This is a genomic window from Agromyces sp. NPDC058126 (genome assembly GCF_042884595.1).
Taxonomy (GTDB): domain Bacteria; phylum Actinomycetota; class Actinomycetes; order Actinomycetales; family Microbacteriaceae; genus Agromyces.
This window is the reverse complement of record NZ_JBHVTS010000004.1, coordinates 340,408-356,115: the sequence shown is the minus strand read 5'-3', so window position 1 is coordinate 356,115 and position 15,708 is coordinate 340,408. Positions and strand designations below refer to the sequence as shown.

Genomic DNA, 15,708 nt, shown 5'->3' with positions numbered 1-15,708 from the left:
TTCCGTGCGCCCGCCGTCACGATGCCCGCCCGCCCGCGGATGCGAGGATGGTTCGGTGAACTCTCCGCTCCACGACACGACCTTCCGCGGCTTCGCCTCCGACAACTACTCGGGCGTGCACCCCGACGTGCTCGCCGCCATCGCGACCGCCAACGACGGCCACCAGGTCGCCTACGGCGAAGACGTCTACACCGAGCGCCTGCAGCAGGTGTTCGCCCACCACTTCGGCGAGGGCGTCGAGGCGTTCCCCGTGTTCAACGGCACCGGCGCGAACGTGACCGGCCTGCAGTCGATGCTGCCGCGCTGGGGTGCGGTCGTCTCGGCGAAGACGGCGCACATCAACTCCGACGAGGGCGGGGCGCCCGAGCGCGTCGGCGGCATCAAGCTGCTCACCGTCGCCGCGCCCGACGGCAAGCTCACCCCCGAGCTCATCGACGAGGAGGCGTGGGGCTGGGGCGACGAGCACCGTGCGCAGCCGCTCGTCGTGTCGATCACGCAGACGAGCGAGCTCGGCACCGCGTACACCGTCGACGAGGTGCGCGCGATCGCCGATCACGCCCACTCGCTCGGCATGAAGCTGCACATGGACGGCGCGCGCCTCTCGAACGCGGGCGCCTCGCTCGGCGTGCCGCTCCGCGCGTTCACCCGTGACGCGGGCGTCGATGTGCTGAGCGTCGGCGGCACCAAGAACGGATGCCTCGGCGCCGAGGCGATCGTGGTGCTGAACCCCGAGGCATCCGAGGGCCTGAAGTACCTGCGCAAGCTCAACATGCAGCTCGCCTCGAAGATGCGCTTCGTCTCGGCGCAGCTCATCGCGCTCTACGAGGGCGACCTGTGGCTCCGCAACGCGACGCACGCGAACGCGATGGCCTCGCGCCTGCGCGGCGCGCTCGACGCGGGCATCGCGGCGGGCGAGCTGCCGGGTCTCGGCTTCTCGCAGGAGACGCAGTCGAACGGCGTCTTCGCGACCCTGCCGCAGGGCGTCGCCGACAAGCTGCGCGACCGCGGCTTCCGCTTCTACGACTGGGACGCCGCCCGCGGCGAGGTCCGCTGGATGTGCGGATTCGACACGAGCGAAGCCGACATCGACGCGTTCGTCGCCGGCATCCGCGAGGAGCTCGCGGCGGCGTAAGCGGCCGGACACGATGAGGGTGCGGCATCCGTTCGGATGCCGCACCTTCGTCGTTTCTCAGCGACCGGCTCAGCGGGAATCGGCGAGGCTCTGAATCGGGATCGAGGCGCCGAGGATGCGCTCGGCCGCGCGGTGCCCCGAGAGGAGCGCCCCGTTCACGGTCGCCGGGCAGTCGCCCCAGGTCGCCTCGCCGGCGAGGTGCAGTACTCCGCCGACCGGCGTGGCGATCAGGTCGTGGTCGTCGTACGAGGCGCCGCGGGCGACGAAGGAGTACGAGCCGAGGGCGAACGGGTCGGAGCCCCAGCGGGTGATCCAGTGGCCGGTCGGCTCGGGCACGGCGTCGCCGTAGAGACGCTGAAGCCCTTCGAGCACCGAGGCGACGATCTCCTCGTCGGCCATCTGCTCGATCCGCCGCGCCCACTCGCCGCCCGCGAAGGTCAGCAGCATCGGGGTGCCGCTCACGGCCGACACGTCGTACCACGAGTGCCAGGGCACGCTGTCGGCGCCGAGCTGGCGGATCGCGTAGGCGCCGTCCTGCCAGAAGCGCTCGGGGAACTGCAGGAAGACCTTGTCGAACGTGCCCATGCCGACGCGGTCGATCGCCCCGGCCACCGACTCGGGCAGCGCGGGCTCGAAGTCGATCGACCCCGCCTTGAGCACGCCGAGCGGCACCGTGACCACCACCTCGCGGGCCTCGAACGCCTCCGATCCGGTCGTGACGCGCACGCCGGCGTCACCGTCAGACCCCGACCGCTCGACCGCGGTGACGACGTGCCCGAGACGCACGTCCACGCCCTCGGCGAGCGCCGTCGCGAGCGCGTCGTAGCCGCCCGGGAAGACGACCTCGTCGCCATCGATCGCGTCTTCGTCGAGCCCGTGGGCGTCGACGTCGGCGCTGTCGGCACCGCACTGCTCCTCGGTGCGGTGACGGTGGAACGCTCGTGCGCGAGCCGCGCGCTCCCCGCTCCAGCCGAGCTCCGCGATCACGTGCTCGACGACGTCGGCGTAGCTTTCGTCGGGCTCCGATGCGTCTGCCGCTGCCACGAGACGAGCGCCGACCGCCTCGGCATCGGCGAGCCACGCCTCGGTCTCCGCGGCGTCGAGTTCGCGGTGCGCCTCGTCGTAGTTCGCGATCGGGCGCCCGCCCGCTTGGAAGCTGCCGACGGTGAACTCGATGGTCGGCATGCCGAAGGCCTCGACGAGCTCGGTGAGGGGGTTGCCCTCGAGCCCGTGGATCCACGAGGCGCCCCGGTCGACGCTGAAGCCCGAGGAGCGGTCGGTCCAGGTCCGACCCCCGATGCGATCGCGGGCTTCGAGCACGACGACGCTGCGGCCGGCGGCCTGCAACAGACGGGCCGCGGTCAACCCGGCGACGCCGGCTCCGACGATGACGGTGTCGAACATGGGCTTCTCATCCATTCATTCGGGAAGGAGTTCAGGAGGGAGGGTGACGAGACGAGATGCCTCGAGGCATCCGTCATGGCTCATTCGGGCGCGAGCACCTCGGTGTCGCGGTTCAGCGAGCGCTTCTGGAAGTAGTCGCGCGAGCCCGGGAACAGCGCCCACACGAACATGAGCACGACGCCGAGCAGCAGCGAGCCGATGCCCACGATGAAGGCGCCGCCGACCCCCGCGAGCTGCGAGTAGCCGTAGTCGGGATTCAGCATGTCGATCGCCGACTGCACGAACGCCCACGTCATGAACAGCCCGCCGAGCAGCGGGAAGACGAGACGGTAGAACACGTTCCGGCGGCTGGCGAAGAGCGTCCGGCGGAAGTACCAGACGCACGCGAAGCTCGCGATGGCGTAGAAGAAGGCGATGGCGAGACCCATCGAGAGCAGCGAATCGGCGAGCACGTCGGTCGAGACGAGGTTCATTCCCGCGTAGTAGACGATCGCGATGACGCCGACGAGGGTCGTCGAGAAGGTCGGCGTCTTCGACGCCTCGTGCACCTTGGCGAAGCGGGCGGGCAGGGCCTGGTAGACGCCCATGGCGAAGGTGCCGCGCGCGGTCGGGAGGATGGTGGTCTGCGAGGAGGAGAGCGCCGAGATCGCGACGGCGATCACGAGGAACCAGCCCATCGGGCCCATCGCCATGCCGGCGAGCACCGAGAACACGTCGTCGGCGTTCGTCTCGTTCGCGAGGCCCGTGCCGGTGTCGCCGAGGCCGGCGAACATCATGGCGACGACGGTGATGCCGACGTAGGTGATCAGCAGGATGACGGTGGTGAGCGTGGCGGCGCGACCGGGAGTGCGACGCGGGTCCTTCGTCTCCTCGGTGAGGGCGAGGCAGGTGTCCCAGCCCCAGTAGATGAACAGCGCGAGCAGGATCGCCTGCACCATGCCGGTGCCGTCGGCGAGGAACGGGTTGAACCAGTCGAGTGAGACGGGCGTCGCGTCGGGGGCGTTGCCCGAGAAGTAGCCGACGAGGCATCCGATCACGAAGGCCGCCATCGCGAGGTACTGGATCGCGAGCAGCACCTGCTGCATGCGCTCGCCGATCTCGACGCCGCGCAGCGACACCCAGGTCATGGCGGCGATGATGAGGCATCCGAACGCAGTGACGAGCGCGCGGTCCTCGGCCAGCGAGCCGTCGCCGATGAGGCTGAGCAGGTAGACCGAGGCGATCTCGGCGAGGTTCGCCATGACGAGCACGCCCGCCACGGCGATGCTCCAGCCGGCCATCCAGCCGGTGCGCGGACCGAACGCCTTCGCCGCCCACGTGAACACCGTGCCGCAGTCGGGCACGTCGTTGTTGAGCTCGCGGTAGGCGAAGGCGGTGAACAGCATCGGCACGAACGCGAGGATGAACGCGACGGGCGCCTGCGCGCCGACGGCGATGATCACGTAGCCGAGCGTCGCGGCGAGCGAGAACAGCGGCGCGGTCGAGGCGATGCCGATGACGGTCGAGCCCCAGAGCCCGAGCTTGCCGATGGCGAGGCCCTTGGTGGGCGTTTCCGACCGGGATGCGGAGGTGGAGGGGGAAGCGGGGCTTGCCGCGCGGGTGGTGCTCACGGTACCTGCTCGTCGTCGAGGGGTGGGGGGACGTGAACAGCATACGTCACCGACCGACTAGTCGGTCTGTCTCCGGGGAGAGGCCCGCTCAGGCCCGCGCTCGGGGCGCCTGCATCGCCTCGAGCGTCGCGACGAGCTCCTCGACGATCGCCGGCGCGAGCACCTCGTCGCCCTCGGGCGGGCTCATCAGCGCGTTGTGGTTCATGCCATCGCCGGCGAAGAGGACCATCCGCGCGAGCGCCTCGTCGCCCGTCGCCGCGACGAGCGCCTCGAGCCAGTCGTCGCGGCAGGCTCGCAACGCCTCGATCGCCGCCTCGTCGCCCGTCTGCGCGACCCGGTACCCGGCGTCGATGAGCCGCTCGAGCTCGCTGTCGCGGTCGAGCGAGGACACGAGGTAGTACCGCACCGCCGCTTCGGGCGCGGAGCGCATCTCGTCGGCGTCGCGCGCGGCCTGCGCCCGCATCTCGACGAAGAGCGCGGCGCGCAACGCCCCCACCGACCCGAAGTGGTGCAGGGCGCCCGACTTCGACAGCCCCGCCCGGCTCGCGACCGCCTCGAGCGTCGCGCCGCGGATGCCCCTCTCGACCAGCAGGTCGGTGTACGCGGCGAGGACTCGGGCGGCCTGCCCATCGACGGTGATCATCTGCACATCGTACGAGGACGACGGCGAGACATCCGCTCATCGGACGACGAAGGGCGCGGCACCCGTTCGGTGAGAACGGATGCCGCGCCCGATGCCGCGCGTGCGCCGTCACCGGCGCCCGGCGTCGATCAGCGGCCGATGGCCGCCAGCGCGTTCACGATGCCCGAGCCGTAGAAGCCGTTGCTCTTCTTCGCGCTCTCGCACGTGTGGGTCGCCGTCGCGGTCGCCCCGCTCGGCAGGTGACGGGTGTACGTGAAGTCGGCCGGGACCGGGCACGCCTCGTCGACCGCCGTCTTCAGCAGCTTGCTCTCGACCGCGTTCGGGTTCATGCGCAGGCCGCCCTTCAGCGGGTCCTTCGCGCCGTACTGGCTCACGATGAGCGCCGCGACGCCCGCAGCGTGCGGCGAGGCCATCGAGGTGCCCTGGATGAACTGGTAGTACCCGCAGGTGCCCTCGTCGTCGCAGCTCTTCACGATGTTCGAGACGAGCGGGTCGCCGTTCTCGTCGATCTCGCCGTTCGCGATCGCGAGCGACTCGGGGTAGGCCGCGAGGATCGTCTTCGTGACGTCGCGCGTGCCGGCCGGGGTGTCGTACGAGTCGCCGCCGGGTGCCGCCACGTCGATGTACCCGTTGCCGTAGCTCGAGTAGTACGCCTTGCGCTCCGAGATGCCCGTGCTCGAGACCGAGATCACGCCGTCGCCTTCGGCCGGCATCGACACGCACGAGGCGGGGTCGAGCAGGTCGCGCACGTACGCGGCCTCACCGGGCACGCTCGCGAAGTCGGGGCTGCCCGCGTCGGTGACCGCCTTGGTGTAGTCGATCGCCTCGTTGCCGGCTGCGGCGACGAGCGTCACGCCGTGGCCGCGGGCGTAGTCGAGCGCGCGCTGCATCGCCTCGATGATGACGGCCTGCTCGGCCTGGTCCTCGGGCGAGTCGGCCGGGTGGCTCGTGCAGTTGAACAGCCACGGGTCGACGTAGTAGCTCATGTTGACGACGTCGATGCCGTTGTCGCCCGCGTAGGTGAGGGCGTCGATCGACGGCTGGAGGAAGAAGTAGCCCGAGTCCTGACCGGCGCGGAGGTTCACGAGGGTCACGTTCGGCGCGACGCCGGCCATGCCGAGACCGTTGATCGGCGAACCGATCGTCGAGGCGACGTGGGTGCCGTGGCCGTTCTCGTCGACGTCGGCCGCGTCCTCGCAGGAGCCGTCGGGGTCATCGGCGCACGCGCCGTCGACCTCGGCGCCGTTCGCGTCGACGGGGACGTCGACGGTGAAGTTGCGGCTCAGCGCCGCGTCGAAGTTCGGTGCGATGTCGAGGTGGCTGCCGTCGACGCCGGTGTCGATGATGCCGACGCGAACGCCTTTCGAGCCCTGCTGGCGGGCGTACGAGCCGTCGACGGTGGCGTCGATCTGCTCCATGTCCCACTGGAGCCCGGCGAGCGGCTCGGCAACGGGCGTGCCCGGCCGGTGCTTCTTGCCCTTGTCGGCCTTCGCGGCGCCCTTCGCGCTGCGCGGCCCATCGGCCAGCCCCGCCTCGCGGGTCTCCTGCTCGACGGCGTCGGCCTTGCGGGCCTCGCCGTTCGCGGCGCGCGACTCGGGCACGTCGCCGATCACCCGGTTCTCGGCGGTGCCCTCGATGGCCGCCTGCGCGTCGGCCGCGGCGGCGAAGCCGGCCCCGGCGGTGACGGTGGCGACGCCGACGGCCGTGTTCTCGGCGACGACGGTGCCGCCGGCGGCCTCGACCGCGGCGAGCGCATCGGCGCTCGAGACGCCCTCGGCGAAGAGCACGACGTACTCGTGGTCGCCGCTCGAATCCGCGCCGGTGACGGCGCCCGCGGGTGACGCGGCGAGCGCGGTCAACCCGAGCGCGAACACGGAAGCTGCTGCGATGGATCGCATCTTCAGCATGTAGTTTCCTTCCTCGTTGATGGAACTTGCCCGGCAATGCTGTCACAGCTGCTGCCCCTCGAACAGGGGGCGCGCTGAGCGCGCTCGCCGGCGAGTGAACGCGTTCAGCTCGCGCTCGGGGAATGCGGCGTAGCATCCATGCGTTTGCATTTTTCGGGACGACGGCGACCCGGCATATCACTCGATCCAGGAAGCACTGCTCATGACCCTCGTCACCGACCTCACCTCCCGCAAGGCCGACACCGCCGCTCCGCTCATCGACCCGCTCGCCGACCGCTGGAGCCCCCGCGCGTTCGACCCCGCGGCCGTCATCGAGACCGAGACCCTCCGCACGATCCTCGAGGCCGCCCGCTGGGCGCCGTCGGCGAACAACTCGCAGCCGTGGCGCTTCATCGTCGCCCGCCGCGGCACCGCCGCCTTCACGAAGCTGCACGACGCGATGGCCGGGTTCAACCAGGCCTGGGCCGACTCGGCCGCCGTGCTCATCGCGAACGTCGCCGAGACGGTCGACGCCGAGGGCCGCGAGCGCCCGTGGGCGCGCTACGACCTCGGCCAGGCCGTCGCGCACCTCACCGTGCAGGCGCAGCACGAGGGCCTGCACACCCACCAGATGGGCGGCTTCGACGCGAAGGCCATCCACCAGGCCTTCGGCCTCGACGACGCCCTCGAGGTCGTCTCGATCACCACGATCGGCGCGCTCGGCGACGTCGACCGTCTGCCCGAGGTGCTCCGCGAGCGCGAGGTCGCACCGCGTCAGCGCAAGACCCTCGACGAGTTCGTCACCGTCGGCGAGTAGTCGCCGGCTTCAGCACGACACGGATGCCCCGGGGTTCGCCCCGGGGCATCCGTGCATGTCCGCGCTATGCGCGCACGAGGTCGACCGGGGTGGTCGGCGGCTCCTCGCGCACGTTCGCGGGCTCGACCGGTGCGGCCGACTCGTCGACGGCGACCGCGACGGGCTCGCGCTCGAGCGCCTTCTTGATGCGCCACGCGGCGAACACGGCGAGCGCGCTCACGGCGACGTGCATGCCGAGGAAGACGTCGGTGAGTCCCGCGCCGAGCAGCACGCCCGCGACGAGCGGGCCGGCCGCCGAGAACGCCGTCTGCAGCGCGGCGATCGTGCCGAGCGTCTGGCCGACCATGCCCTTCGGCGCGAGCTGCGCGGTGAGGGGGTTCAGCACGGGGCTGTAGATCGTCTCGCCGACGGCGAAGATGCCGTAGGTCGTGACGAACAGCGCCGTGGCGATGCCGGGCGAGAACTGCGCTGCCGAGAGGATGAGCCAGGAGACCACCCAGATCGAGCCGACCGCCATGAGCAGGGCGGGGGCGCTGCGCTTCGCGGTGAGCTTCACCACGATGACCTGCAGCGCCACGATGACGAGGCAGTTGATCGCGGCGGCGAGGCCGATCGCCGAGGGGTCGACGTCGAGCACGGTGATGCCGTAGGCGGGCAGGCCCGACTCGAACTGGGCGTAGAAGCCGAGCGCGAGCGCGATCGTCACGACCGCCGTCCACCGCATGGCGGGCTGGGCGAAGATCACCCGGAGCGCGCCGCGCGAGCGTGCGGCGCCGTCGGCGTGCCCGTCGCCGTCGAGGTCGACCGCGGCGATCGCCCCGGTGGCCGCGTCGATCGCGCCGAACGAGCCGGTCGCGGTCGAGACGGAGGCAGGGCCGCCGACGGCAGCGGCGCGCGCACCGCCCGCGAGCCGGCCGGCGAAGCTCAGCCGCCCGGCGAGTGCGATGATCGCCGACGACAGCACGAAGCCGCCCGCAGCCATCATGAACCCGACATCGAGCCCGTCGGCCCGGTCGAGGTCGACGACGAGTCCCGCGAGGAATGCGCCCGCAGCCATGCCGAGCGCCTCGCCCGTGAACTTGTACGCGAACACCTTGCGGCGGTCGTCGCTCGACGACCAGTTGAGCGCGAGCACCTGCTTCGCCGGCACCGCGGCCGAGAGGCCGAGCCCGAAGACGAGCATGCCCGCGAGGAAGACGGCCGGCACATCGGCGAAGACGAGCGAGGCGACGCCCGCCGCGCCGAGCAGCTGGGCGATGACGGCGACGCGCACGGGGTCGAAGCGGTCGGCGAGACGGCCGGCGAGCGGCGCGGCGACGAGGGCCCCGATCGAGAACAGCGACGAAGCGCCCGCGGCGACGAGGGCACCCCAGTCACGGGTGTCGGCGGCGTAGGCGTACTGGTAGGGCAGCACCGCCCCCCAACCGAGCGAACCGATGGCACTGGCCAGGATGAGCAGTCGTGCGCGCATGATGGTGTCCTCCTCCCGAGGTCTCGACGAGCAGAGGGATGCCTCGCGGCCGGCGTCGGCCCCGAGGCATCCCTCACCCTTCGAATACGAAGTCTTCGATATCGAAATATTAGCAACCGAAAGATGCATGCGAGAATTCCCGTATGGCACAACGCACCCCGAGCGCCCAGGAGCTGCACCGGCGCGCCGTCGCGACCTACGTCAAGGCGGGCGGCGAGGAGTCGGTGCAGCGGGTCATCACCGCGGTGCAGAGCCTCACGAAGAAGCTCGACCAGTGGTACGCGCGCCAGCTCGTCGACCTCGAGGTCACGGCCGGCGAATGGGCCGTCGTCACCTCGCTCGCGAAGGCCGGCGAGGCGCTCACCCCGAGCCAGCTCGCCGAGCTCACGAACGTCGCCCCCTCGTCGATGACGCACCGCCTCGACAAGCTCGCCGAGCGCGGGCTCATCGAGCGCACGCCCGACGCCGAGAACCGCACGCGCATCTACGTGAGCCTCACCGACGCCGGGTGGCAGCTGTTCAGCGTCGCGATCCGCGGGTCCGACGTCGTCGAGTCCGACGTGCTGCAGGACTTGAGCGACGACGAGCGCGGCGAGCTCGCGCGTCTGCTCGAGGTCGTCATCGCGCGCCTCGACGACATCGACGCGTAGGCCGGGTCAGCGCGGGGTGATGACCACGTCGATCGTGTCGGGGTCGATCTCGAACGTGAGCACGCGCGTCGCGGCATCCCACTCGACGACCTCGCCGCCGGCGACCTCGCCGCCATTCGGGAACGCGCCCGACGGCAGGTACGCCTCGCTAACGCGTGCCGCGCCGGAGGAACCGGCTGCGTCGGCGGCGCGGGGCACGACCTCGATCGCGAGGCGCTCGGGCTCCGAGTCCCAGCCCACGAGGGTGCCTGCGATCGCACGCGGGTACGGCCGGTCGAGCGCCCCGATCAGGTTGCGCGGAGTGCCGTCGGCCTCGTACGGCCCCCAGCTGCCCGGGTCGCGCGACCAGTACGCCACGCCCATGCCCGAGGCGTCCGCCGTCTCGTAGACGAGATCGACGTAGTCGAGCGCGCCCGGGAGCGTGGTGTCGAGGCCGAACTCGCCGAGGATGATCGGCACCCCGCCGAGCTTCTCCGCCGTCCGCAGCACGTTCGACCGCCAGGCCGCGACGGTACCCTCGACCAGCTCGCGCGACGTGCCGCTGAAGCCGTCGCCGAGATCCATCGGGAGCGGGTAGAGGTGCGGGCAGAACGCGACGCGCGGGTCGCCCTCGCGCGGGTCGTCGACCGTGCCGAGCCCGCTCGGCAGCCCCCAGTTGAAGCCCATCGCCTGCGGCTCCAGGCAGACCCAGGTGTTCTCGTCGACCTCGCGGATCTCCTTCGTGACCTCCTGGTAGAGCGTCGTCAGCGGGCCAGCCTCGAAGGCGGGCCCCTGCAGGGTGCCGCCATACGGCTCGTTCATGAGGTCGTAGGCGACGACGGTCGGGTCGTCGGCGAAGCGCTCGGCGACGACGCGCCAGGCGCCGGCGTAGTGCTCGGCCAGTTCGGGGTGGGCGCCGGTCGTGTTCCAGAAGTTGTCGAAGGCGCGGATGACGCCGGGCTCGAGGTAGTAGAGCTCCCACATGTCGTGGTCGGCGACCGGCAGACCGTCCATGTACGTGGCCCACGCCGGTGCACCGTTGCCGCTCATGCCCGAGGGGGTGATCGCCGAACCCCACAGGTCTTGATGCATGTCGAGCATGACGTGGTAGCCGCGCTCGGCATACCAGTCGACGCGCTCCTGCACGCCGTCGAGGTACTCCTCGTCGTACACGCCCGGTTCGGGTTCGACCGCGCGCCACGAGATGAGGAACCGCACGAAGTCGGTGCCCATGTCGGAGTACTCGACCTCGAGCTCGTCCTCGGTGAACACCGGGAACCCGTCGGGCGTGGATTTCGCGCTCGACGCCGTCGAGAAGCCGTGCTGCACGAGCGCGCGCCCGTCGTCGTCGGTCATGAAGCCCGCGGCCGTCGCCGGCCCCGGCGTGCGCAGTGCGGCACCGACGCCGCCGGCGATCAGGACGAGGCCGAGTGCGGCCGCGAGACCGGTGCGGGCGGAGATCTTCATGGTCCTCCTTGACTCATGTGGTCGAGAGGCTAGCATCGATCCCATGTCGACTAGGACAGTTGACCCACTTTCGTTCCGACGGGTCCCCCTCACCGTGTTCGTGCTCCTCGTGCTCGCCGCCGTGCTCGCCGGAATCTGGCCGATCGCGGGTCTCCTGGCGACGTGGGTGCCCGCGCTCATCGTCCCCGAGGCCGCGGGGCTGCCCTCCCTCATCCCGCCGCTCCGGCTCTGGCCGCTCGGCGGGACCACGTGGGCGTTCTGGCTCTCCGACACCGTCGGCGCCCTGGTCATGCTCGCGATCGCGGCGGTGCAGCTGCGGGCCGCGACGACCAAGCGGCCCGACCCCGGCCCGGGTCGGGCGTTCGGCACCGCCGTCGGTGCCACAACCCTGGCGATCATCGGCGGCAACCTCGTACGCAGCGTCTTCCTCAGCTTCGCCGTGAACGCCGATCTCGGCACCTACCTCGGGCAGGTCGTCGCGGGCGTCGCGGTGTCGGCGCTCACGGGTGCACTGCTCGGATGCCTCGTCGGCGCCGTCGCGGCGGTCGTCGCCGCGGTGCGGCGCTCACCGGCGGCCGACGCGGCACCCGACGCGGCGCCGGCTCCGGCCGCCGTCCCTGTGATCGAGTAGCGACCTACCAGGCCCGAACGCGCTCCACCTCGACGCGCACCGGCACCGAGTACTCGGCGATGTAGCGCTCGGCCGTGTAGCCGATGCGCACGATCGCTGCGGCGTACTTCTCTGCGTACTGGGCCCACTCGGGCGCATCGCCGATCTCGCCGATGCGCGCGGAGCCCGTGAACACCGCGACGTCGTCGCCCTCGGCGTCGGTGTTGAAGTGCAGCGCGGTGCGCGGGTTGCGCGCGAGGTTCGCGAGCTTGGGGGTGTCGGGCTTCGAGAGCAGCATGAGCTCGCCGTCGTTCCACACGAACCAGACGGGGGTCGGCACGGGCGTGCCGTGCCGGTTCACCGTGGTGAGCCAGATGGTCTCCTCGGTCGCGAGCCGTTCGCGCACACGGTCGCTGAGCTGCAGTTCGATCGTCACGGATGCCTCTCCGATTCCCTCGTCCCGCCCTACGGGCGCAGCAGCACCTTGATCGCCCGGCGTTCGTCCATCGCCGCGTAGGCCTCCGCGGCCTCGGAGAGCGGGAGCTCGAGGTCGAACACGAGCCCCGGCTCGATCGCGCCAGAGAGCACGTCGGGCAGCAGCTCCTCGATGTAGCCGCGCACGGGCGCGACGCCGCCGTTCACGCCGACGTTCGTGTTGAAGAGCTGGCGCACGGGCAGTTCGGGGCCGCCGTTCGGCACGCCGACATAGCCGACCATGCCGCCGGGGCGGGCCGAGCGGATCGCCTGGTCCATCGACTCCTTTGTGCCGACGCACTCGAGCACCCGGTCGGCGCCGATGCCGCCGGTGAGCTCCCGCACCCGCGCGATGCCGTCGGGGCCGCGTTCGGCGACGACCTCGGTCGCCCCGAACCGGCGGGCGAGCGCCTGGCGCTCGGGGTGGCGGCTCATCGCGATGATCGTGCCGGCGCCGAGCCGCTTCGCGGCGATGATCGCGCAGAGGCCCACCGCCCCGTCGCCCACGACGGCGACGGTGTCGCCCGGGCCGACCCCGGCCGAGACGGCGGCGTGGTGGCCGGTGCCCATGACGTCGGAGAGCGTGAGGAGCCCGGGGACCTGCTCGTCGCGCACCGGCCCGGGCACGACGGCGAGCGTGCCGTCGGCGAGCGGCACGCGCACGCGCTCGCCCTGACCGGCATCGGCGAAGGCCCCCTTGCGGTCATCGCCGCCCCACCAGCCGCCGTTCAGGCACGAGGTCGAGACGCCGTTGCGGCAGTTCACGCAGGTGTTGTCGCACACGTAGAAGGGGGCGATCACGAAGTCGCCGACCTGCACCGAGACGACCTCGTCGCCGACGGCTTCGACGACGCCGATGAACTCGTGGCCGATGCGGTGCGGCTCGTGCGTCGGCGTGACGCCGCGGTACGGCCACAGGTCGGAGCCGCACACGCACGCGGCGACGACCTTCACGATGGCGTCGTCGCCCGTCGTGATGACGGGGTCGGGCACGGTCTCGACGCGGATGTCGCGGGCGGCGTGGATCACGGTGGCGAGCATGCCCCGAGCCTATTCCCCGTCGGCGTCGGGCCGGGCGGTGCCGGCCCCTTCCGGAGCTCCGCGCCCGCCGCGCTCCCCTCGCTCGAACAGGCGCGAGACCAGGGCGTGCAGCGGCGAGACGAGCACGAGCAGGAACATGGCCCAGTAGCCGATCACCGGCACGGTGATCGAGATGAGCAGGGCGAGCGAGAACAGCACGACCGAGATCGCATCGGCGAGGATGCCCCGGCGCAGGCGCACCGGCGACTCGCCGTGCAGCCCGGGGTGCCTGAGCAGGTACCAGCGGATCGCGAGCGAGACGAGGCTCGTCACGATGAGGCTGCCGACGTAGACGGCCTTCTGGGCGTCGTCCTCCTCCATCGAACCGAGCATCGCGGTGGGCACGGGCAACCAGACGATCGTGAACATCCACGCGACGCTGAGCCAGAGCAGCGCCGGCGTGGTGCGCTCGAGCCGTGCGAAGACGCGGTGGTTGGTCAGCCAGAACATCGCGATCAGCACGAAGCTGAGCGTGAAGCTCATGAGCTGCCCGCCGTGCCGGTCGAACCATTCGGCGACGCCGCCGCCCTCGCCGCCGAGGTCGGTCACGCTCTCCATGAGCGGCAGCACGAGCACGGTCATGGCGATCGCGACGACGGCGTCGGTGAAGGCCTTGAGTCGCTCGGCCGACGCCCTGACGGGAGCGCGTCCGTCGTCGGGCGCGGGTGCCGTCGAGGGGTGCGAGGTGGACATGCGTGGAAGGCTAGCGAATCGGCCGCCGGGGCCGCGAGGCTCTGAGCCGGCTCGACTCACACGTGCGGCACGAAGCGCTGCCACGCGATCCGGCGATCGCCGCGCGGGTCGGCCTCGATGCGGTCGCGGCCGTCGAGGATCAGGGTGAGCCGCCGCTCCTCGTCGTAGCGGGGCCAGGCGAGGCATCCGGCCGCCTCGGTGCGCGGTTCACCGTGCACGGCGAACCCGGCCCAGTGCGCCTGCATGCGACGCCCGACCGCACGGAACATCCGCCGCCCGCCGAGCACCGTGAGCCCGGCGCCGACCGGGGTGTCGAACTTCTCGAAGAGGGCGAAGAGCTCGAGGCCGTGGGTCGCGTCGAGGCCGAGCAGCCTCGCCATGCGGGGCGCCGCGTCGAAGCGGTAGCACCACGTCGGCGCGAACCGCGAGTGCCGTTCGGCGAGCTTCACGCTCGGGTACCAGAAGGTGAAGTCGCCGGCGAAGTCGGCCGCCGGCCGCCGCTCGGGCAGGCCCGGGTACTGCCGCTTGATCGCCTTGCGCGCGGGCTTGCGCGTGTTCGCGAAGATGGCGCGGATGCGCGGCTTCGTCGTCGGGAGGATGTCGATGCGCCCCTCGAAGAGCGAGCCCTCGCGGTCGTTCGTGCCGATGACGAGCGGCACCCGATGGGCCCGGCCCGCCTTGAACGCGTCGAGCGGCCGCTCGGGCAGGAACTCGCCGTCGATGACGGGGGCGAGGCTGATCGTGCCGGGGTTCTCGTCGGGCGTCCGCACCGCGAGCTCGGTGGTCGCCCTGGCGAGCAGCTCCGGGTCGGCCGTGCGCAGCATGACGGCGGCGTCCTGCGGCGCTTCGCTGTCGAGGTCGTCGTCGTCGACGATGCGGCTGAGCAGCCGCACGTACTCCCCCGCCCACGCCTGCGCCGTCTCGACCGAGTAGACCGCGTTCGCGGGCGACGACTGCGCGATCGCCCGGGCGAACAGCCCCTCGGCCGCGGGCACGGTGAGCAGCGTCGTCACCGAGTTGGCGCCCGCCGACTCGCCGAAGAGGGTCACCCGGTCGGGGTCGCCGCCGAAGGCGCGGATGTTGCGGCGCACCCACTCGAGCGCGGCGAGCTGGTCGTGCAGGCCGAGGTTCGATTCGATGGGATGCCCCGCGCTCGCGTAGCGGCGCAGGTCGAGCCAGCCGAGCGCGCCGAGCCGGTAGTTGCAGCTGACGTAGACCACCCCGTGCCGGCGCACGAGCCGCTCGCCCTGGCGCGGGTACTCGCCAGACGAGCCGACGCTGTAGGCGCCCCCGTGCAGGAACACCATGACGGGGCGCCCCGGCCCCGTGGCATCCGAGTCGTCGGGCGCGATGACGTTGAGGCTCAGGCAGTCCTCGCTGCGCGGCAGGTGCGGGGCCGCCCCGATGAACTGGCCGCGCCGCAGCTGCGGCGCGACGGGGCCGAAGTGTGCGGCGTCGCGGATCCCGTCCCAGCCGGGCGCGGGGCGCGGAGCGCGGAACCGGCCGGCGCCCGCGGTCGAGTCGGCGAACGGGATGCCCCGCCAACGGCGCACCCCGCTGCGGCGGACCCCGCGGACGGCACCGGTGTCGGTCGTGACGACGAGGTCGTCACGGAGGGCGGGCGTCGCACGCAACGTCATGCGCGCATCGTACGACCACCGGGTGAACGCCGCCGATGCTTGACGCCCACCCGCGCCCGGGCTACTCTGGCCGCAGCCATTGTGACAGCGCTGTCATTCCGAGAACCCCAATACGTGACTCCTGTCGATCCGCACGTGGCACCCCGAAGGCC

The 15,708-nt window shown here is 71.6% G+C and carries 14 protein-coding genes; 4 read left to right on the top strand and 10 right to left on the bottom strand.

Annotation, left to right across the window (positions count from 1 at the left end; all coding sequences use genetic code 11):
- Positions 1–55 precede the first annotated feature (55 nt).
- Positions 56–1,132 carry a threonine aldolase family protein gene (locus ACFVTR_RS14240; RefSeq protein WP_387038262.1) on the top strand — a complete coding sequence of 359 codons (1,077 nt, stop codon included), beginning with the start codon at positions 56–58 and terminating at the stop codon, positions 1,130–1,132.
- A 69-nt stretch (positions 1,133–1,201) separates the two neighbouring features.
- Here ACFVTR_RS14240 and ACFVTR_RS14235 read toward each other — a convergent pair whose 3' ends face one another.
- The 4 genes from ACFVTR_RS14235 to ACFVTR_RS14220 all read right to left on the bottom strand — a co-directional run bounded on the left by ACFVTR_RS14235 (position 1,202) and on the right by ACFVTR_RS14220 (position 6,696).
- Complete coding sequence (locus ACFVTR_RS14235) at positions 1,202–2,536, bottom strand: flavin monoamine oxidase family protein (RefSeq protein ID WP_387038261.1); 1,335 nt, start codon at positions 2,534–2,536, stop codon at positions 1,202–1,204.
- Positions 2,537–2,616: 80 nt separating this feature from the next.
- The gene (locus tag ACFVTR_RS14230) at positions 2,617–4,065 is read right to left on the bottom strand and encodes an APC family permease (RefSeq protein ID WP_387038498.1); all 1,449 of its coding nucleotides are present in this window, start codon (positions 4,063–4,065) and stop codon (positions 2,617–2,619) included.
- 169 nt (positions 4,066–4,234) lie between these two features.
- Positions 4,235–4,789 carry a TetR/AcrR family transcriptional regulator gene (locus ACFVTR_RS14225; protein ID WP_387038259.1) on the bottom strand — a complete coding sequence of 185 codons (555 nt, stop codon included), beginning with the start codon at positions 4,787–4,789 and terminating at the stop codon, positions 4,235–4,237.
- Positions 4,790–4,917: 128 nt separating this feature from the next.
- Positions 4,918–6,696, bottom strand: coding sequence for a S8 family serine peptidase (locus ACFVTR_RS14220; protein ID WP_387038256.1), 1,779 nt, complete (start codon positions 6,694–6,696; stop codon positions 4,918–4,920).
- A 202-nt stretch (positions 6,697–6,898) separates the two neighbouring features.
- Here ACFVTR_RS14220 and ACFVTR_RS14215 point away from each other — a divergent pair, with 202 nt between their 5' ends.
- Positions 6,899–7,492 (top strand): nitroreductase family protein, encoded by a 594-nt coding sequence (locus ACFVTR_RS14215; protein ID WP_387038255.1) that lies wholly within the window; start codon positions 6,899–6,901, stop codon positions 7,490–7,492.
- 64 nt (positions 7,493–7,556) lie between these two features.
- On the opposite strand, the gene ACFVTR_RS14210 is transcribed toward ACFVTR_RS14215, so the two are convergent.
- Positions 7,557–8,963: an MFS transporter gene (locus ACFVTR_RS14210; protein WP_387038254.1), complete on the bottom strand. Its 1,407-nt coding sequence runs from the start codon at positions 8,961–8,963 to the stop codon at positions 7,557–7,559.
- Positions 8,964–9,106: 143 nt separating this feature from the next.
- Between ACFVTR_RS14210 and ACFVTR_RS14205 the strand changes: the two genes are divergently transcribed.
- Positions 9,107–9,613, top strand: a complete 507-nt coding sequence (locus ACFVTR_RS14205; protein WP_387038252.1) for a MarR family winged helix-turn-helix transcriptional regulator — start codon at positions 9,107–9,109, stop codon at positions 9,611–9,613.
- A 6-nt stretch (positions 9,614–9,619) separates the two neighbouring features.
- Here ACFVTR_RS14205 and ACFVTR_RS14200 read toward each other — a convergent pair whose 3' ends face one another.
- Positions 9,620–11,059 carry a cellulase family glycosylhydrolase gene (locus ACFVTR_RS14200; RefSeq protein ID WP_387038250.1) on the bottom strand — a complete coding sequence of 480 codons (1,440 nt, stop codon included), beginning with the start codon at positions 11,057–11,059 and terminating at the stop codon, positions 9,620–9,622.
- 43 nt (positions 11,060–11,102) lie between these two features.
- Between ACFVTR_RS14200 and ACFVTR_RS14195 the strand changes: the two genes are divergently transcribed.
- Entirely contained in the window at positions 11,103–11,690 is a 588-nt protein-coding gene (locus ACFVTR_RS14195) for a hypothetical protein (RefSeq protein ID WP_387038249.1), read from the top strand.
- Between the two features lie 4 nt (positions 11,691–11,694).
- On the opposite strand, the gene ACFVTR_RS14190 is transcribed toward ACFVTR_RS14195, so the two are convergent.
- The 4 genes from ACFVTR_RS14190 to ACFVTR_RS14175 are packed head-to-tail and all read right to left on the bottom strand — an operon-like array spanning position 11,695 to position 15,556.
- Positions 11,695–12,105: a TIGR03667 family PPOX class F420-dependent oxidoreductase gene (locus tag ACFVTR_RS14190; protein WP_387038247.1), complete on the bottom strand. Its 411-nt coding sequence runs from the start codon at positions 12,103–12,105 to the stop codon at positions 11,695–11,697.
- A 29-nt stretch (positions 12,106–12,134) separates the two neighbouring features.
- Positions 12,135–13,184 (bottom strand): zinc-dependent alcohol dehydrogenase family protein, encoded by a 1,050-nt coding sequence (locus tag ACFVTR_RS14185; RefSeq protein ID WP_387038245.1) that lies wholly within the window; start codon positions 13,182–13,184, stop codon positions 12,135–12,137.
- 9 nt (positions 13,185–13,193) lie between these two features.
- Positions 13,194–13,916, bottom strand: a complete 723-nt coding sequence (locus ACFVTR_RS14180; RefSeq protein WP_387038243.1) for a TMEM175 family protein — start codon at positions 13,914–13,916, stop codon at positions 13,194–13,196.
- A 56-nt stretch (positions 13,917–13,972) separates the two neighbouring features.
- On the bottom strand, positions 13,973–15,556 hold the full coding sequence (locus ACFVTR_RS14175) for a carboxylesterase/lipase family protein (protein ID WP_387038241.1): 1,584 nt from the start codon (positions 15,554–15,556) through the stop codon (positions 13,973–13,975).
- Positions 15,557–15,708: the final 152 nt, after the last annotated feature.

Bases quoted from the DNA above. Each gene is read 5' to 3' on its own strand.
- ACFVTR_RS14235 (WP_387038261.1), bottom strand. From the start codon at position 2,536: ATGTTCGACACCGTCATCGTCGGAGCCGGCGTCGCCGGGTTGACCGCG.
- ACFVTR_RS14215 (WP_387038255.1), top strand. From the start codon at position 6,899: ATGACCCTCGTCACCGACCTCACCTCCCGCAAGGCCGACACCGCCGCT.
- ACFVTR_RS14195 (WP_387038249.1), top strand. From the start codon at position 11,103: ATGTCGACTAGGACAGTTGACCCACTTTCGTTCCGACGGGTCCCCCTC.
- ACFVTR_RS14225 (WP_387038259.1), bottom strand. From the start codon at position 4,789: ATGATCACCGTCGATGGGCAGGCCGCCCGAGTCCTCGCCGCGTACACC.
- ACFVTR_RS14200 (WP_387038250.1), bottom strand. From the start codon at position 11,059: ATGAAGATCTCCGCCCGCACCGGTCTCGCGGCCGCACTCGGCCTCGTC.
- ACFVTR_RS14180 (WP_387038243.1), bottom strand. From the start codon at position 13,916: ATGTCCACCTCGCACCCCTCGACGGCACCCGCGCCCGACGACGGACGC.
- ACFVTR_RS14220 (WP_387038256.1), bottom strand. From the start codon at position 6,696: ATGCTGAAGATGCGATCCATCGCAGCAGCTTCCGTGTTCGCGCTCGGG.
- ACFVTR_RS14185 (WP_387038245.1), bottom strand. From the start codon at position 13,184: ATGCTCGCCACCGTGATCCACGCCGCCCGCGACATCCGCGTCGAGACC.
- ACFVTR_RS14205 (WP_387038252.1), top strand. From the start codon at position 9,107: ATGGCACAACGCACCCCGAGCGCCCAGGAGCTGCACCGGCGCGCCGTC.
- ACFVTR_RS14175 (WP_387038241.1), bottom strand. From the start codon at position 15,556: ATGACGTTGCGTGCGACGCCCGCCCTCCGTGACGACCTCGTCGTCACG.
- ACFVTR_RS14210 (WP_387038254.1), bottom strand. From the start codon at position 8,963: ATGCGCGCACGACTGCTCATCCTGGCCAGTGCCATCGGTTCGCTCGGT.